Origin of the sequence: Lacipirellula limnantheis (genome assembly GCF_007746075.1) — a bacterium.
Classification (GTDB): domain Bacteria; phylum Planctomycetota; class Planctomycetia; order Pirellulales; family Lacipirellulaceae; genus Lacipirellula; species Lacipirellula limnantheis.
Genome location: NZ_CP036339.1, coordinates 6,666,692 through 6,688,651 on the forward strand (window position 1 = coordinate 6,666,692; position 21,960 = coordinate 6,688,651).

A 21,960-nucleotide genomic window follows, 5' to 3' on the forward strand; every position below is an offset into this window, starting at 1 on the left:
TTTCCCGAGGGACGTCCGCTAGCAGCTCGGCGCCGCGGCCCGCGGCCTGACTCCCCGGAGCCCGGCATGAAGCTGCCGGCTGCCGACGCCCCCGGACTACCCCAATTACCCAACTTGCATTTTTGCCGCAGGCGGGCGAATTCGCTAGCCGGCCGCCTCACGAAGCGGTAAGCTGGCGGCAGCCCGAACGAGACATCGGGCACTGGACACTCTCAGCTTACGGCGGGTAACGGACCATCCGCCGGAGAGACGCCTATCGGCTTGCCCATCGACTTTTCGGCATAATTCGCCAACCGGCCCGCTAACGACCCAGACTTTGAAGGAGCAGCTCATGAGTAGACTTGCGGCGCGCCTCTGCGCACTGACCTTATTTCTCGCCCCCAGCGCATCGCCGGCCTCGGCCGAACTCATCTACGGCATCGCCGCCGTGGGCAACTCCACTGCCCTGCTCAGCTGGGATTCCGCTGCTCCCGGCAGCATTCTTTCGGGCTCCTTCGTCGCGGGACTTCAGAGCAACGAAACCATCGTCGGCATCGACTTCCGCCCCGCGACCGGCGAACTTTACGCGCTCGGCACGTCGAGCCGGCTGTATACGCTCAACACCGCCAACGGCAACGCAACCGCCGTGGGTGCGCCGTTCGCTCCGCCCTTGAACGGCTTCAACTTTGGCTTCGACTTCAACCCGACGATCGATCGGATCCGAGTCGTTGCCGAGACGAACAAGAACACGGTGCTCAACCCGATCACCGGCGCCGTGCAGCTCTCGGCAACCGACCTGGCTTTCGGCCCGGCCGATCCGAACTTTGGCGTCGACCCGAACGTGGTCAGCTCGGCCTACAGTAATAATTTCGTCGGCGCGGCGACCACCCAGCTCTACGGCATCGACACGGCCCTCGACATCCTGGTGACGCAGGCCAACAACGCGGGCACGCTGGGTACCGTCGGTCCCCTGGGCATCAACGCCACGGCGGTCAGCGGGTTCGATATCTCGGGAACGACCGGCATTGCCTATGCGGCGATGCTCCCGTCCGGCAGTTCGCAGTCGAGCCTGTACTCGATCAACTTGGCGACCGGCGCCGCGACGAACCTGGGGCAGATCGACGGCGGCATTATCATCACCGCCATTTCGGTCGTGCCCGCGATCCCCGAACCTGGAACGCTCGCCCTGGCCGGCATGGCCATCGCCGCGGTTCCGTTGGTCCGCCGTCGCCAGTCGCTCCAAAGGTAGTACTTATCTAGCGCTGCTTGATTCATTGCGCGGCTGCGCCACATCGGCCTCCTCCAGCGAGAAGTGATTCACGATGGAGCGCCCGGCCGAGGTGTAGACGCCGTGGATCTTGCCGTCGGCCGTCTGGATGATGTAAGGATAGGCCGCGTCGTCGCCCGGCCGGTTCACCAATTCGCGGGCCGTCGGCCAGGTCTTGCCGCCGTCGGTCGAGATGCGCATCGTCAACGGCATCCGCTCCCCTTCGAAGCTGTCGTTGTAGATGAGCGCCAGGTGGCCGTTGGCGAGCTTGATCAAGTCGATCGCCGCGTTGGGGTTGGGGAATTCAGTATCGACGCCGGGCGACCAGGTGCGGCCGCGGTCGCTCGACTCGGTGCGCACCATGAAGCCGTCGCGGACGGTTCCGTAGCCGCCGCCGCGCCGGCAAAACGCCAGCAGGTGGTCGTCGTCGACGGCGACGACCGAAGGCTGAATGTTGCCCAGCCGCGAATGAATCTCGTCGGTGAAACTCCACTCTTTGGTCTTCTTATCGTATCGCGCGAAGAGCGATGCGCTGTCGGCTCCGACGGACTCGCGGTCGGTTCCGGTCTCGTGGTAAATCGGCAGCAGGATGTCGCCGCCGGCGAGCTGAATCGGCTGCGAGCGGACCATCATGCCGCGCTCGAACGTCAGCACGTCCGAATCAGACCACGTCTCGCCTTGGTCTGACGAGACCTTGTATTTGATCACCGAGTCGGACCAGGTGTCGCCGTAGCGCACGACGTAGAAGAGCCACAGGGGGCCGCCCGGCTCTTGCCAGACGACGCCGTTGCCGTCGGAACGGCCAGGCGTGTCGGCGATCGGCTGCGGCGGGGTCCACTCCGTCGTCCCTTTGGCGAGTCGCGAGCCGTAGACGGCCGTATCGCCCTCGTACTCGCCCTGCCCGCCGTAGAAGACGATGTAGAGGTCGCCATTGGCCAGTTCCTCGATCGCGGCGGGGTGCTTGTAGGGTCCGCCGGGATCGGCGGGGCCGAAGACGGGTTTGATGACGAGCTCGGCGCAGGCGAGCCCCGGGAGGAGGAGACTGACGCAGGCGGCTAGGAGAATGCGACTGACCGAGATGCGAGTGGGCGACGGGAGCGACGTCATAGGTTGTCCTTGAACGGTGAGAAGAGACTGCCTGACTGGCGGCACGTCGCCCACGGTAGCAGCGGGGCGATAACGGCGGTTGTCGCTTCTCTTGCGAACTCTCTCGCGGGGATCTTTGTCGCCTTACGCGTTTCTGGCGACAGAAAACGTAAAGGCTGGCGGGGCCAAGGGTTCGAGTGACGACTGCGCGGAATGGGGGACACGACAGGGCGACAGGGCGTCTTCGGTTGGCTTGTCGCGAAAGCTGTGGGAGGGGTCTCTGACCCCGAAGCGTCTTGGTGGCGCCGCTGCGGCATGGCGTGGTGAGCGACATCGGCGTCGGAGACGCAACCCACAAACGCTTGTTGACGCCAAGCGCTGTCGCGTGGTGTCGCCTGATGCGTTTTGGGCGACAGCAGGCCGAAGTTGTTGGGCGGATTGAGGTTGGGATGTCGCCTGTCGCGTTGCTGGAGGCGACAGGGGCGACAGGGGGGTTCTTCGGCTCGATTGCCGCAAAAGCTGTGGGAGGGGCTCTGACCCCGAAGCGTCTTGGTAGCGCTGCTGCGGCATGGAATGGTGAGCGGCATCGGCGTCGGAGACGCCTCCCACAAACGCTTGATGACGCCAAGCGCTGTCGCGTGTCGCGTGGTGTCGCCTGATGCGTTTTGGGCGACAGCAGGCCGAAGTTGTTGGGCGGGTTGGAGTTGGGACGTCGTGTGTCGTGCTGTTGTCGGGCGACAGGCTTGGTCTGACAACTTTGTGGGAGGGGGCTCCGACCCCGCTGCGGCGTGAAGTGGTCGCGGCGTAAGGAAGTGGAACGCGGCATCGGCGTCAGCGACGCCTCCCACAACATGCTCCCCTGCCCTGTTCATGGCGAGCGCGGCGGCGATCGACGTTGCCGGCGGCGGGAGGGCGCCGGGCGCAGCGTGGGCTTCTCCCGGCGGATGACGCGTGGGCGCAGCGGTGGCGCAGGATGTGGACATGCGATCACTATAGCGGGCGGCGCGGCCATTTTCTAGATGGGAGATTATGGAATTATCGGGGCGCCACTCGCCGCGACGAGTGCGCAGCGGGCACGCGTACTCCATTAACTACGAGCGGCTGGAGTCTCTGTTCTTCAGGCTGCTTGCGGGCTAACCAGTAGTCATGCCGTGGCGACACTTCTCACTGGCGGCACGCCAGTGGCACCTGGCGTGATCCGCAAGCGGGCGACCTCCGGGGCATAACGCCCCGGTTAACCAGGCACGATGAGTTGGCTATGTATACAACGACTGCGTATTTGAGCGCTCCGCGTTCATTCGGTTGTTATGCGGCGGATGTTCACCCAAAGAACGCCCACCAATAGTGTTCAATGATGTCCGGGAATTCGTTGCATTGCAAGGCGATTACGGGGCAGCCATTGGCAGTAGGTGTGTCAAGAAACACGCAAAACGATAGGCCCATGCGTTGCATGTTTTCGTCTTCGATCGAGATGCGAGCATCGGCATCGGCGGTCATGATGCGGTCATGCATGTCGCCATCCAAGCAGAGCGACAAAGCCATGTAGGTCGAAATGAAATCGCGCGCGACTTCTCTGATGAACGCGGTGTCTGAATCAGGGTGAATATTTCGATTGTCGATCCGCTCCGCGTCGATCGTTAGTGCGACTTTGGCGGCGTCGCGGACAACGAAAGGCGCAATCCCTTTCTGTTCGGGTCGCCAGCCATTTTCTAAAGCGTGAGTTAGCAAGCGCCGAACGTTTGAAGGCGTGATCGACTGCTTTTGCGAATGGAACTTCCATTCACCACTCGCGTCGCGAACGTGCAGGTCGCGGCATTCGAAATACGCCTGAAGCCTTTGCCCTGGGTCATCAGCCAATTCGACAACGAGATTCGCGGTGTTGCCGTGGATCGATACGACCCAGCGAAAACGCTGAGCGCCAATCGTGATATTGCGGCTACCTTTTTTGGGGATTGCCATGCATTCACTTGAGGCTGAGCAATTGAGCCGAATAACGCTCAGGCTCACCGACGCCGGGCCAATGAAATCCGATTGCCAACCGTTACGCGATCCCGGCGTTCGGTGCAGTCGGTTTGTTCGCCATCGTCCTCATTTTTCTGAACCATCTGGGTAAACAATCCGATACGTACGACTCGGATCGTGGCACCCCAACAGGGTATGCTCAAACCCAACGGTCGAAACGGTCTTGTAGTCAATCTGTCGGATTCTCTCTACCGCCGTGCGAAGAGTCGCATCGTCAGCAGTGAGGATCTTCTCGCTCACTCCAAGATCCAAGCGCTGCATGGGAAAAACCCATCTGGCATCACCGATCTCTAGGAAATCGCCGGATACACAACGCGGACACTTCAACAAACGCAGCCAGTGGGCACGAAGATCACGAGGCTCTTCCAACTTCGCTCCGCAGTCTGGACAGTGTGTGTTCATGATTTCTGCGAACGACCGCGATCACCCAGCCCGAGCAGTTGACTCAACGCAAGTCAAAACGGCCGATCGAGGGCTTGGCGTGGATCGCTTGGTTATCCGCCTATTGCAAGTCAGGCCAACCACTCGACGGTGTCTAAATTGTAGAACTTCCGCAACAAGTCGTATAGCTCAGCATGAGATCGTTTCAGACGGTCGGGCGATTCAAAGTAGCACTCGGTTGCCACCGCAAAAAATTCGGAGCGATTCTTCGCACCATAATGTCGCAGGAGTGTCCAACGTCCGGATGCCGCAGCGTCACAGAGGTCGGCGTATTCTTCAGCCACGACACGATCCCACCGCTGTTGATCGTTAGCATCTTGAAAGTTCAAAGTTGCGTGCATCTGACCATCCCGGCGGTCAAAATGATGCGCGAGTTCGTGAATCACTATGTTGTAGTCACCGTAGTAATTCGCGCTTAGAACATGGTGCCACGAAAGAATCGTCGTCCCATCGGCGTGAGCCCGTCCGGCTTTGGTCTCAGTAGCGTAAATCGGATCAAATTCGCGATTGTCGTCGAACTCTTGTCGACATACCTGAATTGTCCGGACGTCATCCATGAAGTCATTTTTGAAGCCGAGCAGCATTAAGCTCGCGTGGCCAGCGATAGTGACCTTCATTTCGTCATTCACAAAATGGCCGTCAAGTCCGATCCAATTAACCTCCGCGACGATGATCCTTACGCAATTGTGCAACTTGTCACGTTGTTCGAGTTGTAGCTGTTGATACTGCCACACGCGGTCGTGCAGCAGTTCTTGCCACGGTCGCGGGAATGGGCTCGCGAGTAGCTTTCGACGTTGACGGTTACGGAACCAGCTATGCATGTCTTTTGCGGATAACGATCCGGATAACCGGGCGGCGGCCAACCGTTGTTGATTTCAGAAACCGCGCGGCCCGCGGCTCCGGTTGAACCGATTGTTCGCCCCGGTCACGTGCGAGACTCGTAGTTCACGAATCCGATTCGAATGTCAGGGTCGATCGCGAGGCGAATTGTTGCGGAAATTGGAAAACGTTGTTGATCAAACGGATCGCCAGCGTAAACGTACCAGAAGCGAGACGGAGCAACGATGCAATCTTCAAAGTCCATGTACCGCCCCCTTTCATCGTTGATGAAGCGGGCTTCCCCTCTGACGTAAGCAGCAAAAGTAAATAACGCAGGTTCGGCTGTGCCTCGGAACAGTGACGCCTGAATCACGCTTTCAAATTGCCAAAGCGTGAATAGCAAACGCAGCCCGTCACGCTCCAACTCATAGTTGTAGGAAACTCCAAAGTCTTCGACCGTGGGTTCTACGGCGAAGAAATCGAGGAAGTCGATATCGTTCCATCGAAGCTGTGGCATCAGTCTGGATGAGTTCCTTCAAGAACTCGCGAAAATTGGGCGAACGACCACCATCACCCGGCACGCGCGAGTAAGGCAACCATGTGAAAAACGCCCGATCGCGTGCTCGGGTGCATGGCTTGGTTCGTCGCTCAGTATATACATGAACCACAGCGGTGTACTGTCCCGAAGCGGCACTTTGGGCATGAGGCATTCTCGTCGAACCACTGTATCAGCGAGTCGTGTCCATCACATTGCGGACACGAAACAGGTTCAAACTCCAATCGCGAAACACCATCCTGTTCCTGCAGGTTTGCGATCTCCGAATCCTTTTCTAGCACCGTAACGAAGACGCCGGTTGGCACATCGTGTTCGCCATCGAAAGTAAGCAATTGAAGTTGCTCACCCTCTTTAGTGCCCCATTCTGATTGGCCTCCGCCAAGCGTGAAGTGAGCGGCACAGTTACGGCACACGACATGTTGGCCAGCAGAATGATGCGACCATCCGGAGCAGAACTCAAAGTCGCAGGAATCGCATCGGTAGGTAATGCCAAACATTCTGCTCTCTTGTCGACGAACTTGTTATTAGACAGGAACTTCTTCAGTAAGCCCTGCATACTGAGGATACCTTCAGTATGCAGCTTACCTATTTTGGCGTTTGGCCTCAGGCTGCTTCAAGCATGGACAGCGACGCCCCTGTCGTTGTAGCGGACAGAGAAACGACAGTACCGAAGCAACCCAGGACGAACCGACATTGTGTACAAACTGCGTGTCGAATCTCACTCTGCGTCGCCGCCGACGGTCAATAGCACGGTTTAGGTTCGATACGGGCCTGATTGGGGAACCACGGTCGCAGGGCGGATTGCTCTCGCATTCACTTCGTCCGCGACATTCACTCCAACATCGCGGCCGGTAGCAAGCCCGCGCGAAAGAATGGGCAGTCGACGCACGCTAGGGCTTAGCAAAAACAGGTCGGCGTAAGAGGCTCAACTGAGCCGTAAGGGCAATCACTTCGGCGGGACGTGGGCCACATTGTCTACCCGCGCCAGGACGCCGTCTTTCCCTTGACGCCACTGAATCGGCCTCCCGCGCAGATCTGCAGTGAACTCCTCAACGATTGTTCCCACGGGATACTTTGGAGAGAAGTCGTCCTCGTTGAAGTGACAATTGCGTTGATAACGGGTTAGTCTCGCGAATCTAGTTCGACCTTCCAAGCCTCGTTCATCATAAGTCGTGTGGCTCCATTCCGAAACAATCCGATCTCCGGACTTGTCATCTACGTAGGCAATGCACGTCGTCGACCGCAGGCCATCGCCCAAATAGATTTCGGCGCGCCGAACGAAATACGGCCTCTCCCGTTCAACTTGCAAGCGTATCAGGCCGATTTCTTGCCTTTTTCCGGAAATCAACGCTATGCGGTCCATGCTCAATTCCAGACACTCAGCCTCGATACCGCGCGTATCGTTGGACGCAACTTTCAGCGTGCTCAGTTCACCTCGTTGCTGTGCAATGTAACTGGCCGGCATCGCCCAAATGGATACCGCGGGTCTAGCATGGTTGGCGATGTTACCTGGACACTCCCCTCCGAACCCCGCGACGCCTCGCTTGGCCATAATCCCATAGCAGTGCTGCGACGTTTGATACTTGAGGCGATTCGTATAACCGTCAGAAGTATCTTCCAGCTGGAAAGAATGAGGCTTGAAGGTGCTGTGCTCGAGTTCATCCCCAACGATCGTTACGTTCCACTTCTCTCCAGCTGACTTGTAGGTCATCTGCTGATCCATTTCCACGATTCGTTCAGACACTTTTCCGCGCAGTCGATCACGTCGGTCATCAAATGGGTCGTCCGAATAAGCGAACTTAAGAGGGACAAACTCACTCTCAACAACTTTGAATTGGTATTCAAATCCTCCGACCTCGTGCTTTCGCTTTCTCCAAGCGTCTTGAATTTCTTCGATCGCCGCCGATCGAATATCGTCGCAAAATGCATTAGGAGAACACAAAGGCAGCACCATCATGGTGAAGGTCGCTTGCCACATTTTCAATGCAGACATAAACGCTCCTCGTTCCGGGGGAGAGATCCGATGAAGATAGACTCTCTCTACCATCAATGACAAACAGAACTCAAATGCACCCCTGTTTCGCCGGGAGGAAGAGATTAGGGCGACGGCAGCAAACCGGCCCGAAAGTGCGGCGGGTGGCCTGCCTCTCGGCTAGTAGCTGCACGATGGAGGTACTCTCAGGATCGACTAGACTTCGGCAGCTCACGCCTGGGGGCGAGAGCATGGCACCCGAGTCGACGATATTTGAACCGTGAGAATGGCTGGCATGTCGTCGCGGAGCTTCGACATGTTGCGGCGTGTGGCGGGAGTGATCGAGGGTTCGCCCTCATCCCCGGTCCTTCTCCCCGCGGGGAGAAGGGCGCCATGCCTTTGCAGGGCGGCGATTGAACGGCGCGCCGTTACTTCGGCACATACCGCAATGCGACCGCTCCGGAGCCGAATTCTCTTTGGCCAACGAGCTGTAAGTCGACGTACTTCGACAGTCCCGCAAGGAGCGTTGGGCCGTGGCCGGCGATTCTGGGATGCACCACGAACTCGTACTCGTCGATGAGCCCCAGTTCCGCGATCGCCAGCGGCAGCGTCACGCCGCCCAGGAAGACGCCGTTGACCGATTGTTGTTTGATTCGCTCGACGGCCGGCCCCAGGTCGCCGCGGACGAGCTCGGCGTTCCAATCGACGTGGTCGAGGGTGGTGGAGACGACATACTTCTTGGCAGCGTCGATCGTGTGGGCGAAGGGGACCATCCAGTCGGCCATCCACTCGGGCGTGGCTCCGCTCGGCGGCAGCCGCCAGGCTACCTCCATCATTTGGTAGGTGACGCGGCCGAAGAGGAGCGCGTCGGCGCGGGCGATGGTCTCGCTCCAGTAGCGATGGAGCTCTTCTTCGGTAATGCCGGCTTCGTGGTGGATGCAGCCGTCGAGGGTGACGTTGATGGCGTACCGGAGGAGAGGCATGGGGGGTGGTCCTCAGTTTCACGACTCTTCGATTCGATGGCGGGGCTCGCTTGCGCACTGCAAATCTAACACATTTCTTTCAGGCTACTTGCGAGCCAAAGGGAAACCATGCCGGAGGGGCCCCTCACGTTCGCCGCGGCGCGTGGCGCTCGGCGGGCGCGTTCGCGACTGCTCTTGCATTGCCCATGACGCTAAGCCCTCATCCCCAGCCCTGCCCTCCCCAAAGGGGAGAAGGGACCACAGAGAAATGCTGACGGGCCGCTCCACCAAGATGCGTGCTCCGCTGTGCTGCGGAAGAGGGGCTGGGGGTGAGGGGCGCGACTTCGCTGGCTCGGCGCTGGTTCGGATATCGAGCGCATCTGCGGCCTCGACTGTCTGAATTCGGTTCCTGGCGCCTATTCTTTGCCTTATAATCGTCGGCATGACTGTCAAAGAAATTCTCTCGCAGCTGGAATCACTCGGCAACGCGGCGCGGCGGGCTCACAACGCGAGGTCGGGGGCGCCCGACAACCAGTTTGGCGTGAAGCTGGGCGACATTCGCGCGGTGGCTAAGAAGATCAAGACCGATCATGAGCTGGCGCTGAAGCTGTGGGAGACGGGCAACGTCGACGCGCAGCTGCTGGCGACGCTCGTCATCAAGCCGACGTCGCTCTCGGCGAGCGAGCTCGACGGGCTGACGCGCACGACGACCTGTTCGCAGGCGGCCGACTGGCTGAACGCCTACGTCGTCGCGGAGCATCCTGAGAAGGACGCGCTGCGCGAGAAATGGATGAAGGCGAAGGACCGCTGTGCGGCCCGCGCGGGATGGAACCTCACCGCGAGCCACATCAACAAGGGGACGGCCGACTTCGACCTTGCGGCGCTGCTCGATCGGATCGAGAAGGAGCTGCCACAGGCGAAGCCGGAGGTGCAATGGACGATGAACAACGCGCTGGGGGCGATTGGGATCCATCATCCCAAGCTTCGCAAGCGAGCCGTCGCCATTGGGGAGAAGGTTGGCCTGTATCGCGATTGGCCGGTTTCGAAGGGGTGCATTCCGCCGTACGTGCCGGTGTGGGTCGACGCGATGGTGCAGCGGCAGGGGTAGCGTGACCGTGGAGAACTAGCGTCTACATTTAACCGAGGCTCTAGGCATCCACGCACTGCTGGCAGGATGGCGCGGCCCCCTGTTGCACTTGCAATCCCCATGGCTAGGGAGGAGAGTGGGCCTAGAGTTCAACAGCATGCGAGGATTCTGATGGCGAAGAAAGCGAGCGAACGGAGCGGCAAAGTGGCCGCGGCGCGGAAGCGGAAAGCCGCGGCGAACAAGGAGGGGGGTAAACGCCGCCGCGTCGGCAATACTGGTTTAGGCACTCAGCAGGCCCGCGCGTCGCAAAAGGCTTCCGGAGGAACGAAGCAGGCTCGAGAGGCGACTCGCAGCAAACGCCTGAAGGAGCTCAAAGCCCTGGCCATCGGGGCGCTGTCCGCCCTTGACGATCAAGATTACGAGGCCGTCCGCACGGCGCTGACGTCGATTGCGCAGCGCAGCGACAGTTAGCCGACTCGCTTTCAGCCGACCCCGCGGTGAAAGCCCGCCCTCATCGTTCAGTGAGAGGCGTCGAGAGAGGGACGGCTGTTGGCTGTGGCGGATGGAGGGCGCGTTCCCACTTCTCACGCGCCGCGGCGAGTGGCGCCCGGAGGCAGGGGCGGAATACGCCTCAACGAAGCGTTTGACGCCGGGCTTGCCTCGATCCATATTTCTACTATTATGGAAATATGGAATCAAAGAATGCCGTCGCTGCGTTGGCCGCCCTGGCTCAAGAGTCGCGTCTGGCGGCGTTTCGTTTGCTCGTGGTCGCGGGGCCCGAGGGGATGCCGGCTGGGGAGATCGGCGAAGAACTCGCCATTCCGCCGGCGACGCTCTCGTTTCATTTGAAGGAATTGGTTCACGCCGGGCTGATTGAATCGCGGCGCGAGAGTCGCTCGATTCGTTACTCGCTCTGCACGGCGGCGGTGAAGGAACTGTTTGAGTTCCTGATGGAAGATTGCTGCCAGGGGCGGCCTGAACTCTGCGGCGTGCAGGCGGAGCAACTTTGCTGCGGACCGCCGCCGCCGAAACGGACGGCGAAGCGTCGAGGCGCCAGTTAGCGACTGACGCCGACGGTGGTGGCTTCGCATCGAGGCGTCCTGAAGGGTCGCGTCGCTTGATCGGCAAAGCGTTCCAATCAACCAGCGGAGGATTGAATCGATGGGATCGACGATGAAAGACGTGATTCAAGAAAAGTACGGCCAAGTCGCCAAAAGCGGCTTGTCGAGCGATCAGTCGGGCGTTCGATCGGTGGCGGAGGCGTTCGGCTATTCGGCCGCAGAGCTTGGCTCCATTCCGGCCGACGCGAACATGGGTCTTTCCTGCGGGAACCCGACGGCGTTTGCCAGCCTGCATCCTGGAGAAGTCGTGGTCGATCTCGGCTCTGGCGGCGGACTCGACGTGTTTCTTGCAGCGAAGAGCGTCGGCCCAACGGGCAAGGCGATCGGCATCGACATGACGCCGGAGATGATCGATCTGGCGCGAAAGAACGCGCGGCAGTTGGGCGATGGAGCCATGCCCGGCAACATCGAGTTCCACTTGGCGCCGATCGACGAGATGCCGCTGGCCGATGCTTCGGTCGATTGCATCATCAGCAACTGCGTCATCAATCTTGTGCCGGATAAGGCGAAAGCATTCGCGGAAATGGCGCGCGTGCTCAAGCAGGGCGGACGACTCGCGATCAGCGACATCGCCATTAAGAAGCCGCTGCCAGCCGCCTTGGCGGAGAGCCTGATGGCGTACGTCGGCTGCATCGCGGGCGCCATCGAGATTGAAGAGTATCGCCGCGGGTTGGCGGCCGCGGGGTTCACGGAGGTGGCCATCGAGGAAACCGGCTCTGACCTTAACGCTTACGCCCAAGTCGAGGGACAAGGCGGGTGCTGCTCCCCGGCGATGACGCCGGGCGAAGGGAGCTTGCCGGTGGTCGACGGCGGTTGCTGCGGCTCGACGTCGGCGAGCACGATTCATGAAGACTTGAGCGATCTGCTGTCCAAATACGACGTCAACGAATTTGCGGCCAGCGTCAAAGTGTACGCGGTGAAGGGTTGATGCGCGTGGATGCCAACGGCTGCTGCCCGAAACGGCTTTCGTTTCTCGATCGCTACCTGACGGCGTGGATCTTTCTGGCGATCGTCGCCGGAGTGGCGATCGGCTACTTCATGCCGGGCGTCGAGGCACTCATCGATTCGCTGCAAGTCGGGACGACGAACGTGCCGATTGCAATCGGCTTGATCGTAATGATGTATCCGCCGCTGGCCAAGGTTCGCTACGAGGAACTGGGCCGGGTGTTTCGCGACTTGCGGATTCTGGGGCTCTCGCTGCTGCAGAACTGGGTGATCGGACCGACGTTGATGTTCGGCTTGGCCGTGCTCTTTCTGCGCGACTATCCCGAGTACATGGCGGGCTTGATCATGATCGGGCTCGCGCGGTGCATCGCGATGGTGATCGTGTGGAACGAGCTGGCCGACGGCGACAACGACTATGCCGCGGGATTGGTGGCGTTCAATTCGATTTTCCAGGTGGTTTGCTATCCGCTCTACGCCTGGGTCTTCATGTCGTATCTGCCGCCGCTGTTCGGCGTGCAGGGGTCGGCCCTGGAAGTAAGCATGTCGCAAATTGCCTGGAGCGTGTTCATCTACCTGGGCATCCCATTCCTCGCGGGGATGCTGACGCGGCTGGTGCTCGTCAGGGCGAAGGGGCGGCAGTGGTACGAGGAAACGTTCATTCCAAGAATCTCGCCGCTGACGTTGATCGCGCTGTTGGCGACGATTGTCGTGATGTTCTCGCTGAAGGGGGACGTCATCGTAGCGCTGCCGCTCGACGTGCTGCGAATTGCCGTGCCGCTGTGCATTTACTTCGTCGTAATGTTTCTGGCGTCGTTCTGGATGGGCAAGGTCGCTGGGGCGGATTACTCGAAGACGACGACCGTGGCCTTCACGGCGGCGAGCAACAATTTTGAATTGGCGATTGCCGTGGCGGTCGCCGTGTACGGCATCAATTCCGGGCAGGCGTTCGCTGCGGTCGTGGGGCCGCTGGTGGAGGTTCCGGTGATGATTGGACTGGTGAGCGTCGCCTTCTTCCTGCAGCGAAAGTATTTCGCCGGCGGCGAGGCCGTGGGAACGACGCCGACGGAAAGGGCGATGTGATGAAGCGAGTTCTGATTCTCTGCACGGGCAACTCGTGCCGTTCGCAGATGGCCGAAGGGCTGTGGAACCAGCTTGGGCGAGGCGAATGGGAAGCGGTCTCCGCGGGCTCGAAGCCATCGGGCTACGTCCATCCGCTGGCGATCAAGGCAATGAATCTGATTGGCGTCGACCTGGCCGACGCGCGGAGCAAGCACGTCGACGAGTTCGACGGCGTGCCGTTCGACCTCGTGGTGACCGTGTGTGACAACGCGAAGGAGAGTTGCCCCCACTTTCCGAACGCAACGCGAACGCTGCACTGGCCGTTTGAGGATCCGGCGGAATTTCAGGGGACTGAGAGCGACGTGGCGGCGGGGTTTGCTCGGGTGCGGGAGGAGATTGCCGGGCGTATCGCGGAGTTTCTGCGGGAGAAGCACTGTTGATCTAAGCCGTCGCCTGTTGCTGCATCGTCGCCGTGCCTCAGGCAAGGCGACATTCGGGGACTATGCGTGTCACGGAAAAGCCCACTTGAGAGGCCGGTTTTCGCCAGCGTTTCTGCGGCAAAACGCCGGCCCCGCGCCCGGCCGCGGGGTTATAATGAAGGTCCTACGCTCCTCGCGGCCTGGCGGTGCATCCGCCGGAGGCCGCCTCGTCGAACAGGCCTTTCATGTTCTTCCCTGCCCTGCCCCGCTGCTTCTTCCTGACTATGTCCGCCGCCAGCGCGGTCGCGATGGTAGCGATGCTCGGCTGCGACCATGTCGCATCGCCGGATGACGGGGCGGCCGCGACGCCGGCTCCGCTCGCGCCGAAGGATGTGGAGGTGATCGTCGCGGCTCGGCAGGCCTGGCCGCGGACGGTGACGGTTCAGGGGGCGCTCTTGGCCGACGAGGATGCGGTCATTGGGGCGAAGATTGCCGGGCGGGTGGCGGCGGTGAACGTCGACCTGGGGTCGATCGTCAAGAAAGGCGATCCGCTGGTGACGCTCGATCGGAGCGAGCTGGATCTGCAGGTGAAGCTCGCCGAGGCGCAGCTGCAGCAGGCGTGTTCGGCGATCGGGCTGAAGGCGTACGAAGACGAAACGAAGCTTGATTACAAGAATGCCCCGCCGGTGCAGCTGGAGCAGGCGCTGGTTGACGAAGCGGAGGCGGCGGTCAATCGGGCCAAGGCGCTCTTGCCGACGCGGGCGATCACTGGGAGCGAGTACGACACGCTCGTGGCGCAGATGCGAGCGGCGAAGGCGCGTTACAACTCGGCGCTCAACGGGGTGAGCACGCAGGTGGCCATGATCGGCGTGCGACGAACGGAACTGGCGCTCGCGAAGCAGCAGTTAGCTGATTCGGAGACCGTGGCGCCGTTTGACGGGGTGGTCGAGGCGCGGCGGGTTTCGCCGGGCGAGTACGTTTCGCCGGGGCAGCCGCTGGCGTCGCTGGTGCGAGCCGAGCGACTGCGGTTCACGGCGGGCGTGCCGGAGAGCAAGGCGGGGGAGATCAAACCGGGCCAGCGGGTCGAGATTCGGATTGCCGGCGCACAGGAGCCCTTGGTGACCGAGGTGACGCGCGTGAGCCCGATCGTGACGCAAACGAGCCGGGCGGTGCGGATCGAGGCGGACGTGCCGAACCCTGGCCATGCGCTGCAGGCAGGGCTGTTTGCCGAGGCGGATGTGATTGTCGACCCGGAGGCTCAGGCATTGGCGCTGCCAGCGGCGGCGGTAACGCGATTTGCCGGCGTCGAGAAGGTGTGGCTCGTGGCGGACGGGAAGGCGGCGCAGCAATCGATTCGGACGGGGCGCGAAGAGCGCGGGCTGGTCGAGGTCGTCAGCGGGCTCGTCGAAGGGAATCAAGTCGTGGCGAAGGCCGACGATGGCCGCAGCGGGCCGGTGACGATCGCTGGTGAAGCTGTCAGCGATCAGCTATCAGCGGTCAGCAAGAATGAAGAGGCGCAAACCCCGCCGACAAAGGAAGAAGCACCCCCTGCCGTAAAGTCTGACAATTCTCCCTCTGGCTGAAAGCTGATCGCTGACAGCTTCCTAGCTCTATGCAATGGCTCGCCCGAGTTTGCGTTGAACGGCCGGTCTTCGCCCTGATGCTGATTGCAGCAGTGGTCGTTGCAGGGGCCGCTGCGTATCCGCAGCTGGGGATCGACCGCTTTCCGAACATTGACTTGCCGTCGATTCGCGTTGCCACCAATTACCCCGGCGCGGCGGCGGCGGAGGTGGAATCGGAGGTGACGCAGCCGCTGGAGGACGCGGTGGCGACGGTGGCGGGCATCGACGAGTTGCGCTCGCTGTCGAACGACGGCGTCTCGATGCTGATCATCACCTTTCGACTCGACGTGAACATTGGCGTCGCGTCGCAGGACGTGCGCGACGCGGTGAACAGCGTGCTGAACCGCCTGCCGCCGGGCATCGACCCGCCGGTGGTGCAGAAGCAAGATCTCGACGCGTCGCCGATCATGACGTTGGCGGTCTTCGGCGAACGCGAGCCGCGGGAACTCTATGTGCTGGCGGATCGGAGCGTCAAAAGCATCATCGAATCGGCCCGCGGCGTGGGCCAAGTGATGATCGAAGGGGCGTCGGATCGGGCGATCCAGATCGATCTCGATGCCGATCGGCTGGCCGCGCACCGGACGTCGGTGATGCAGGTGTACGACGCGATTGCCTCGCAGAACGCCGAGATTCCCGCCGGGCGCGTCGACGCCGGCTTCCGCGAGATGAGCCTGCGGACGCTGGGGAGGCTGCCGAATTCGCGGGATTTCAACGACTTGGTCGTATCGACCGTCGGGGACGTGCCGTTGCGGATCGGCGACTTGGGGCGCGCGGTCGACCTGACGAAAGAGCGGCGGTCGCTGGCGCTGTTCGACGGGCAGCCGGCGGTGGTGCTGCAGGTGCAACGGCAATCGGGCGAGAACACGGTTGAAGTGATCGACGCCGTGAAGCAGCGCCTAACCAAAGTGCGGGAGCTGTTGCCGCCCGACGTGCGCGTGGAGATCTTGCAGGATCAATCGCGGTACATCCGCGCGGCGCTGCACGAGATTCAGAACCATCTGGTCATCGGCAGTTTGATGGCGAGCGTCATCGTGCTGTTGTTCATGCGTTCGTGGCGTTCGACCATCATCGCGGCGGTGGCGATCCCGACGTCGATCGTCGGCGCCTTCGCCGTGATGAAGGCGATGGACTTCACGCTGAACAACGTGACGATGCTCGCCCTGGTGCTGATGGTGGGCGTCGTGATCGACGATGCGATCATCGTGCTGGAGAACATTTTCCGGGTGATCGAAGAGCAGCGGCTGGAACCCAAACGCGCGGCGATCCTCGGCACGCAGGAAATCGGTCTGGCGGTGCTAGCGACGACGATCTCGCTGGTGATCGTGTTTCTACCGGTGTCGTTTCTGTCGAGCGTCACGGGACGGCTGTTGTACGAGTTCGGCATCACGTCGACCGTGGCGGTGATGATCTCGATGCTGGTGAGCTTCTCGCTGACGCCGATGATGTGCAGCCGGATGCTGAAGCCGCCTCAAGGCGCAGGGAAGGAGGAAGGGGTCGGGAGCCTTTTGCGACTGGAAACCTCAGCATCGCAGGGCGCCCACCAGTCGCAAAAGATTCCCGACCCCGTTCACGCCGCCGAGCGCGGCGAGGTCGCGTCGCGGCGAGGGTTCTACCGCTACATCGAAAACTTCTACATGTGGTGCCTGCGACTGTCGATGCGGCAGCGTTGGTTCATTCTGACCCTTTCCGCGGTGGTCATCGCCGCGAACGTGCCGCTCTACCACATGGTGCAGCAGGATTACATTCCCACCGACGTCGACGAGGGAGAGTTCGAAGTTCGCATCTCGGCTCCCGAGGGGACGAGCATCACGGCGATGGAGCAGATGATCGAGGCGGTCGAGCCGAAGGTGCGCGAAGTTCCGGGAGTGGTTCACGTGCTATCGACCGTCTCGGGGAGTTCGCCCCGCGGCACGAGCCAGGCGAGCATGTACGTGCGACTCGACGATCTGGAGGGGCGGGTGTTTTCGTTCGGGCGCCTCTGGCGCGGAGTTCTCGACGGCGATCCGGCGGCGGCGTTCCGCGGCAATTACAATCAGCGCGACAAGATGCGCGAGGTGCGGTCGATCGTCGCGGCACATCCAGAGCTGCGGGCGTCGGTCCGCAATCTCACGTCGTTCCGCCAAGGGGCGCCGGTCGATCTTGATTTCGTCGTCACGGGACCCGATTTGCTCGAACTGGCGAATTTCACCGATCGCTTGCGCGACCGCATCGCGGCGGAGCTGCCGGGGCTGGTCGACGTCGACAGCACGCTGCGGATGGACAAGCCGAACCTGCTGGCGCATATCGATCGGCAACGAGCGGCGGCGCTGGGCGTCGACGTGCGCGAAATCGCCGACACGCTGCGGATCGCGGTCGGCGGCGACGATCGGGTGTCGCGCTACTACGATTCGCAGGCGGACGATGCCTACGACGTGGAACTGCGGCTGCGCGGCGTCGATCGCGCCGACCCGCGCGACATCTCGCAGCTATATGTGCGGACCGCCAATCCGCGGGCCGTGAACGCCGCGAATCGGACGACGCCGGCGCCGGAGCCGACGCTGGTTCCCGGCTTGGGGTACGAGGCCGGAGCGTTTCCGCTCACGCGGCTCGACAATGTCGTGTCGTTCGAGGAGACGTTCAGCCCGTCGCGGATCGACCGACTCGATCGGCTGCGGATGGCGGCGGTGCGGGCGAATCTCGCGCCTGGCTATGCGTTGGCAGAGCAGGCGCGGCAGGTGCAACTGATCGCCGAGGACATGGGATTGCCGCCGGGGTACTCGACGCGCGTCGTCGGCGGCGCGCGCGAGCTGCAAACGACGCTCGACGAGTTTCTGTGGACCTGCGCGTTGTCGTTCGTCTGCATGTATATCGTGCTGGCGGCGCAGTACGAGCACTTGATTCATCCGCTGACGATTCTCATTTCGCTGCCGATTGCGATACCTTTCGGGTTGTTCAGCCTGTGGCTCGGGGGCGAATCGCTGAATCTCTACTCAGCGCTCGGCATTCTGGTGCTGTTCGGCATGGTGAAGAAGGCCTCGATTCTGCAGGTCGACCACATCAACCAGTTGCGCGCCGCAGGGCTGCCGCGGACCGAGGCGATCTTCCAGGGAAATCGCGATCGCCTGCGGCCGATCTTGATGACGGCCGTCGCATTCGTCGCCGGCATGGTGCCGCTCTTGATCGCCACCGGCCCTGGGGCCGAAGAACGGCGGTCGATCGCGGTACTCGTCGTCGGCGGGCAGGCCCTGTCGCTGCTGCTGACGCTGCTGGCGGTGCCGGTGATTTACTCGCTGCTGGACGACCTGAGCGAGTTTTTTGTGCGGCGGCGAGCGGTGGAAGCCCCGCCGCAGGTCCCCCCGATTCTCGCCCGAAACGCTGCTCCGGGGTGATGCAGCGCGCCTCGGCCGCTTGCCCCGCGACCGCTCCATTAGTAGCCTGTTGCTATCTCCCTCGACGCCACGGCTGAGCCTTCAGGCGCGGGTCGTCGCTCCTCCGTCCGCCTCCGTGCAAAGACTCTCAAGGAACCCTGCAATGAAGTTTACCCTCACCTGCGCCGCGCTGCTCGTCGGCCTCGCCCTGATGCCAGCGGCCCGCGCGGCCGACGCTCCTAAACCAGACAAGGATGGCTGGTACCAACTGTTCAACGGCAAGAACCTCGACGGCTGGAAGGTTTCGGAAGATCATCCGGAAACGTTCGAGGTGGTCGACGGCGAGATCGTCGCCCACGGCGAAGCAGCGCATCTGTTCTACGACGGGCCGGTTGAGAACCACAACTTCAAAGACTTCGAATACGAATGCGAAGTTTTGACGAAGCCAAAAGCCAACTCGGGGATGTACTTCCACACGAAGTACCAGCCCAAGAGCTGGCCGACCACCGGCATCGAAGTGCAGGTGAACCAGACTCACGGCGATCCCAAGAAGACCGGCAGCCTCTACAACATCAAGAACGTGATGGACAAATCGCCGGCGAAGGACAACGAATGGTTCACGCAGAACATCACCGTGAAGGGAAACCACGTGACGGTGAAGGTCAACGGCAAGGTCGTCAACGAATGGACCCAGCCCGATGACTTCAAGCGCGAGGATGGCTGGGACGACGCCAAGATCGGCTCGGGGACGTTCGCCCTGCAGGGGCACGATCCGGACAGCGAGACGCACTACCGCTCGGTGAAGGTGAAGCCGCTGAAGTAAGCTATTCGTTAACTTGATTGCAAAGATCGCGGCCGGCAAACTTCTGCCGGCCGCGATAGTTTTAGGCCGCGAGCAAGGTATGATTGAGTAATGCTCAACGCGCCCGGCCAAGACTGGTCTCTTTACGAGTCGCTAACTCGCGACGCTGACGCTGCCTGGGCGCGAGATCAAACGCCTGCCGATCGGTGGGAACTCTACGCGAGTTTATTCAATCTGGTCTTCCCGCGATGCCAGGCTCACGAGGGAAGTAAACAGCTGGAGGAGAGACGCTGGGAATCAAAGTTAGCGATTCGCGAAAAGATGGTTGCTGCCTTTGGAATCTCAGACCGACTTCGACGTGACCGATCTCCTGCAAATCACGCTTCTTGAAGCGGTCCGCTGGCTTGAATCTCGCGACATTCGCTACGCACTTATCGGCGGATTAGCAACGTCTCTACGCGGCCAAGCGCGCGTGACTGCAGACGTTGATCTCGTCATCGCGACAGACCTGCCAGAAGCCCTAGCCCTCGTGAACGAGCTTCCGCAGACGGCGTTTGCACCGCTGTTCGACAACGTGGCGGACGTGGTGCAGCGCGCGTTCATCCTACCGCTACGTCATCGCGTGACAGGAGTGAAGGTCGACGTCGCCATTGGACTCTCCGGATTCGAGCAGCTGGCCGTGTCGCGAGCAGAGCCAATCGAGCTCTTCAGCCATCCCGTGGCCACGGCGACGACCGAGGACCTGCTCATCATGAAGACGCTTGCCGGAAGACCGCAAGACGACCAGGATTTGAGAGGATTGTTAATCGCCCAGCGCGATCACATTGACTGGAAATACTGTTTACAAACGGCGGCAGACCTCGGGGATGCCGTCGGCCAAGATCTGGCGGGACGACTTCAGCGCCTTAGGGACGAACGCTAAGCGACGTCTCATTTGATCCGAACCATTCATGCTACGAGTAAGGCGTGGCGTGCCGGCCGGAATGTCAGCTCCGGCAATCGAACTCGCGGCGTTTGGTTGCGCGGACTTTTCTGGCGGTAAGTGAGTCGAGTTGGCGACGTTCGAGCTTTGGCAGAAAGCACGCATCAATGAAAACGGGGCCGACGTGAAGCGTCGGCCCCGTATCGAGTTCGTGACTTTCGCTCGCGTCCCAACGGTGGATCCGCGACGCACGCCGTCAGCGGCAGGAGCGGCTTGCCTTCTGGGCAGAGCCGGATCCGAGCGCGCTTGCCTTACGGCGTGCTGATCACCTCCTCCGACGACGACGGATTCCCCGCGGCAGCGTCCTGCGGCTGTTGCAGGCGAGCGGTGAACCAGGTTTGCTGCACGCCGTTGGGCGCCGTGACGTTCACTTCGCCGGTGGATGACGTCAGCGCCTGGAGCGACGCGGAGAACTGCAACTCCGGCGTCGAGACGACGTTCCAAGTCGCCAGTTGCGTTGCGCGGTCGACCGTGCCGGTGATATTCTCGGTAAGGTTGTCGTCGGCGTTGTAGTAAACGCCTTTGATCTCTCCGGCTTTGCTCACGGCCAGCTGCAGGAGTTCCTTCTCGCCGCCAGCGGGAGGCTCGAGCGCGTAGACGCCGAGCGACAGCCAATCGCCCCCAGCGGCCGATTGGTCGTCGGCCGCCACGTTGGCCGCCAGCGGCGACTCGGGCGACACGCTCTGCGCCGTCGAGTCGTCTTCGTCGTCAGGCGCTTCGTTCACCACGGTGGTCGAGTAGTCGCCGCCGTCGTCGTAGGCCGCGGCTCCGATCCAAGCGGTCGTCGCGGCCAGGCCTGCCGCCGCCCACGCATCGGCGTGCGGGTGCGTGTACTGCCAGGCGTTGGGGTGGTCGGCGTACCAACCCGCTGAGAAGGGCTCGTTGCCCGCGTTGAATTTGTTCACCCAGTTTTGGGCATTGTCTCGCAACTCGCCGGCCCGCTGAGACGCCTGCTCGCCCGCGCGGCCGTCGCCGCGATCGCCTGGTCCGTGGTCCGCAACGCCGCGGGCGCCGTCAGGCGGCAGACCGAGGAATTGCTGAAGTTGCTTTTCACCCTTCGCGCCGTCGGCCACCGATCGCGTTCCCTCGCCGGCCAAACCATCCTCTCTGCCAAGCCCGCCGTTGAGTCGATCGCCGGCGCCTAGCCCGCCATTGAGGTGGTCTCCGCCGTCGAGTCCGCCGCCGATGGCTCCGCCCAGATCGCCGCGTTGGCGGTCGCCCACATCGCCGGGACCGCGCCCGGCGCCGCCTCCGCGGAACTGGCCTCCGCCGCCGCTGAACGCACGACCGCCGCCTCCGCCTCCGCCGCCCCGACCGCCGCGGGCCTCGACCTTCGCCACAATCACGACCATGGCCAGGCAAGCCATGACGATGGTCATTCCCAAAGAACGCTTTGACATCTGAATTGCCTCAAGAGAAGAATTTGCGGACTCCCTGGACAGTCCTGCCCAGGAAGTCCGTACCTGAATGTG

Annotated in this window: 18 protein-coding genes; 11 read left to right on the forward strand and 7 right to left on the reverse strand. The window is 61.7% G+C overall.

Annotated elements, in window-relative coordinates:
- Positions 1 to 331 precede the first annotated feature (331 nt).
- Positions 332 to 1,228, forward strand: a complete 897-nt coding sequence (locus I41_RS26245) for a DUF4394 domain-containing protein (RefSeq protein WP_145436042.1) — start codon at positions 332 to 334, stop codon at positions 1,226 to 1,228.
- Between the two features lie 3 nt (positions 1,229 to 1,231).
- Here I41_RS26245 and I41_RS26250 read toward each other — a convergent pair whose 3' ends face one another.
- The 6 genes from I41_RS26250 to I41_RS26280 form a co-directional block, all read right to left on the reverse strand.
- Positions 1,232 to 2,353 (reverse strand): sialidase family protein, encoded by a 1,122-nt coding sequence (locus I41_RS26250; protein WP_145436044.1) that lies wholly within the window; start codon positions 2,351 to 2,353, stop codon positions 1,232 to 1,234.
- Between the two features lie 1,299 nt (positions 2,354 to 3,652).
- Positions 3,653 to 4,291 carry a hypothetical protein gene (locus tag I41_RS26255; RefSeq protein ID WP_145436046.1) on the reverse strand — a complete coding sequence of 213 codons (639 nt, stop codon included), beginning with the start codon at positions 4,289 to 4,291 and terminating at the stop codon, positions 3,653 to 3,655.
- Between the two features lie 575 nt (positions 4,292 to 4,866).
- The gene (locus tag I41_RS26265; protein WP_145436049.1) at positions 4,867 to 5,616 is read right to left on the reverse strand and encodes a M90 family metallopeptidase; all 750 of its coding nucleotides are present in this window, start codon (positions 5,614 to 5,616) and stop codon (positions 4,867 to 4,869) included.
- A gap of 104 nt (positions 5,617 to 5,720) precedes the next feature.
- The gene (locus I41_RS26270; protein WP_145436051.1) at positions 5,721 to 6,131 is read right to left on the reverse strand and encodes a hypothetical protein; all 411 of its coding nucleotides are present in this window, start codon (positions 6,129 to 6,131) and stop codon (positions 5,721 to 5,723) included.
- A 985-nt stretch (positions 6,132 to 7,116) separates the two neighbouring features.
- A complete protein-coding gene (locus I41_RS26275; protein ID WP_145436053.1) occupies positions 7,117 to 8,163 on the reverse strand; it encodes a hypothetical protein in 1,047 nt (348 codons plus the stop codon).
- 407 nt (positions 8,164 to 8,570) lie between these two features.
- Positions 8,571 to 9,125, reverse strand: a complete 555-nt coding sequence (locus I41_RS26280) for a dihydrofolate reductase family protein (protein ID WP_145436055.1) — start codon at positions 9,123 to 9,125, stop codon at positions 8,571 to 8,573.
- Positions 9,126 to 9,546: 421 nt separating this feature from the next.
- Here I41_RS26280 and I41_RS26285 point away from each other — a divergent pair, with 421 nt between their 5' ends.
- The 10 genes from I41_RS26285 to I41_RS26330 all read left to right on the forward strand — a co-directional run bounded on the left by I41_RS26285 (position 9,547) and on the right by I41_RS26330 (position 20,428).
- A complete protein-coding gene (locus tag I41_RS26285; RefSeq protein ID WP_145436057.1) occupies positions 9,547 to 10,212 on the forward strand; it encodes a DNA alkylation repair protein in 666 nt (221 codons plus the stop codon).
- A gap of 150 nt (positions 10,213 to 10,362) precedes the next feature.
- Positions 10,363 to 10,662, forward strand: coding sequence for a hypothetical protein (locus I41_RS26290; RefSeq protein WP_145436059.1), 300 nt, complete (start codon positions 10,363 to 10,365; stop codon positions 10,660 to 10,662).
- A gap of 218 nt (positions 10,663 to 10,880) precedes the next feature.
- Positions 10,881 to 11,252 carry an ArsR/SmtB family transcription factor gene (locus tag I41_RS26295; RefSeq protein WP_145436061.1) on the forward strand — a complete coding sequence of 124 codons (372 nt, stop codon included), beginning with the start codon at positions 10,881 to 10,883 and terminating at the stop codon, positions 11,250 to 11,252.
- Between the two features lie 100 nt (positions 11,253 to 11,352).
- Positions 11,353 to 12,240, forward strand: a complete 888-nt coding sequence (gene arsM / locus I41_RS26300) for an arsenite methyltransferase (RefSeq protein WP_145436063.1) — start codon at positions 11,353 to 11,355, stop codon at positions 12,238 to 12,240.
- A complete protein-coding gene (arsB, locus tag I41_RS26305) occupies positions 12,240 to 13,337 on the forward strand; it encodes an ACR3 family arsenite efflux transporter (protein WP_145436065.1) in 1,098 nt (365 codons plus the stop codon). The genes arsM and arsB overlap by 1 nt, the downstream gene beginning before the upstream one ends.
- Positions 13,337 to 13,756 carry an arsenate reductase ArsC gene (locus tag I41_RS26310; protein WP_145436067.1) on the forward strand — a complete coding sequence of 140 codons (420 nt, stop codon included), beginning with the start codon at positions 13,337 to 13,339 and terminating at the stop codon, positions 13,754 to 13,756. The genes arsB and I41_RS26310 overlap by 1 nt, the downstream gene beginning before the upstream one ends.
- Positions 13,757 to 14,019: 263 nt before the next feature.
- Positions 14,020 to 15,318 (forward strand): efflux RND transporter periplasmic adaptor subunit, encoded by a 1,299-nt coding sequence (locus I41_RS26315; RefSeq protein ID WP_168207170.1) that lies wholly within the window; start codon positions 14,020 to 14,022, stop codon positions 15,316 to 15,318.
- 29 nt (positions 15,319 to 15,347) lie between these two features.
- Positions 15,348 to 18,725, forward strand: a complete 3,378-nt coding sequence (locus I41_RS26320; RefSeq protein ID WP_145436071.1) for an efflux RND transporter permease subunit — start codon at positions 15,348 to 15,350, stop codon at positions 18,723 to 18,725.
- A gap of 142 nt (positions 18,726 to 18,867) precedes the next feature.
- Entirely contained in the window at positions 18,868 to 19,527 is a 660-nt protein-coding gene (locus tag I41_RS26325; RefSeq protein ID WP_145436073.1) for a 3-keto-disaccharide hydrolase, read from the forward strand.
- Between the two features lie 313 nt (positions 19,528 to 19,840).
- A complete protein-coding gene (locus I41_RS26330) occupies positions 19,841 to 20,428 on the forward strand; it encodes a DUF6036 family nucleotidyltransferase (protein ID WP_145436074.1) in 588 nt (195 codons plus the stop codon).
- A 311-nt stretch (positions 20,429 to 20,739) separates the two neighbouring features.
- Here I41_RS26330 and I41_RS26335 read toward each other — a convergent pair whose 3' ends face one another.
- Positions 20,740 to 21,888, reverse strand: coding sequence for a hypothetical protein (locus I41_RS26335; protein WP_168207171.1), 1,149 nt, complete (start codon positions 21,886 to 21,888; stop codon positions 20,740 to 20,742).
- Positions 21,889 to 21,960: the final 72 nt, after the last annotated feature.

Bases quoted from the DNA above. Each gene is read 5' to 3' on its own strand.
- I41_RS26285 (WP_145436057.1), top strand. From the start codon at position 9,547: ATGACTGTCAAAGAAATTCTCTCGCAGCTGGAATCACTCGGCAACGCG.
- I41_RS26335 (WP_168207171.1), bottom strand. From the start codon at position 21,888: ATGTCAAAGCGTTCTTTGGGAATGACCATCGTCATGGCTTGCCTGGCC.
- I41_RS26325 (WP_145436073.1), top strand. From the start codon at position 18,868: ATGAAGTTTACCCTCACCTGCGCCGCGCTGCTCGTCGGCCTCGCCCTG.
- I41_RS26280 (WP_145436055.1), bottom strand. From the start codon at position 9,125: ATGCCTCTCCTCCGGTACGCCATCAACGTCACCCTCGACGGCTGCATC.
- I41_RS26270 (WP_145436051.1), bottom strand. From the start codon at position 6,131: ATGCCACAGCTTCGATGGAACGATATCGACTTCCTCGATTTCTTCGCC.
- I41_RS26250 (WP_145436044.1), bottom strand. From the start codon at position 2,353: ATGACGTCGCTCCCGTCGCCCACTCGCATCTCGGTCAGTCGCATTCTC.
- arsM (WP_145436063.1), top strand. From the start codon at position 11,353: ATGGGATCGACGATGAAAGACGTGATTCAAGAAAAGTACGGCCAAGTC.
- I41_RS26315 (WP_168207170.1), top strand. From the start codon at position 14,020: ATGTCCGCCGCCAGCGCGGTCGCGATGGTAGCGATGCTCGGCTGCGAC.
- I41_RS26295 (WP_145436061.1), top strand. From the start codon at position 10,881: ATGGAATCAAAGAATGCCGTCGCTGCGTTGGCCGCCCTGGCTCAAGAG.
- I41_RS26320 (WP_145436071.1), top strand. From the start codon at position 15,348: ATGCAATGGCTCGCCCGAGTTTGCGTTGAACGGCCGGTCTTCGCCCTG.
- I41_RS26290 (WP_145436059.1), top strand. From the start codon at position 10,363: ATGGCGAAGAAAGCGAGCGAACGGAGCGGCAAAGTGGCCGCGGCGCGG.
- I41_RS26255 (WP_145436046.1), bottom strand. From the start codon at position 4,291: ATGGCAATCCCCAAAAAAGGTAGCCGCAATATCACGATTGGCGCTCAG.
- arsB (WP_145436065.1), top strand. From the start codon at position 12,240: ATGCGCGTGGATGCCAACGGCTGCTGCCCGAAACGGCTTTCGTTTCTC.
- I41_RS26275 (WP_145436053.1), bottom strand. From the start codon at position 8,163: ATGTCTGCATTGAAAATGTGGCAAGCGACCTTCACCATGATGGTGCTG.
- I41_RS26265 (WP_145436049.1), bottom strand. From the start codon at position 5,616: ATGCATAGCTGGTTCCGTAACCGTCAACGTCGAAAGCTACTCGCGAGC.
- I41_RS26245 (WP_145436042.1), top strand. From the start codon at position 332: ATGAGTAGACTTGCGGCGCGCCTCTGCGCACTGACCTTATTTCTCGCC.
- I41_RS26310 (WP_145436067.1), top strand. From the start codon at position 13,337: ATGAAGCGAGTTCTGATTCTCTGCACGGGCAACTCGTGCCGTTCGCAG.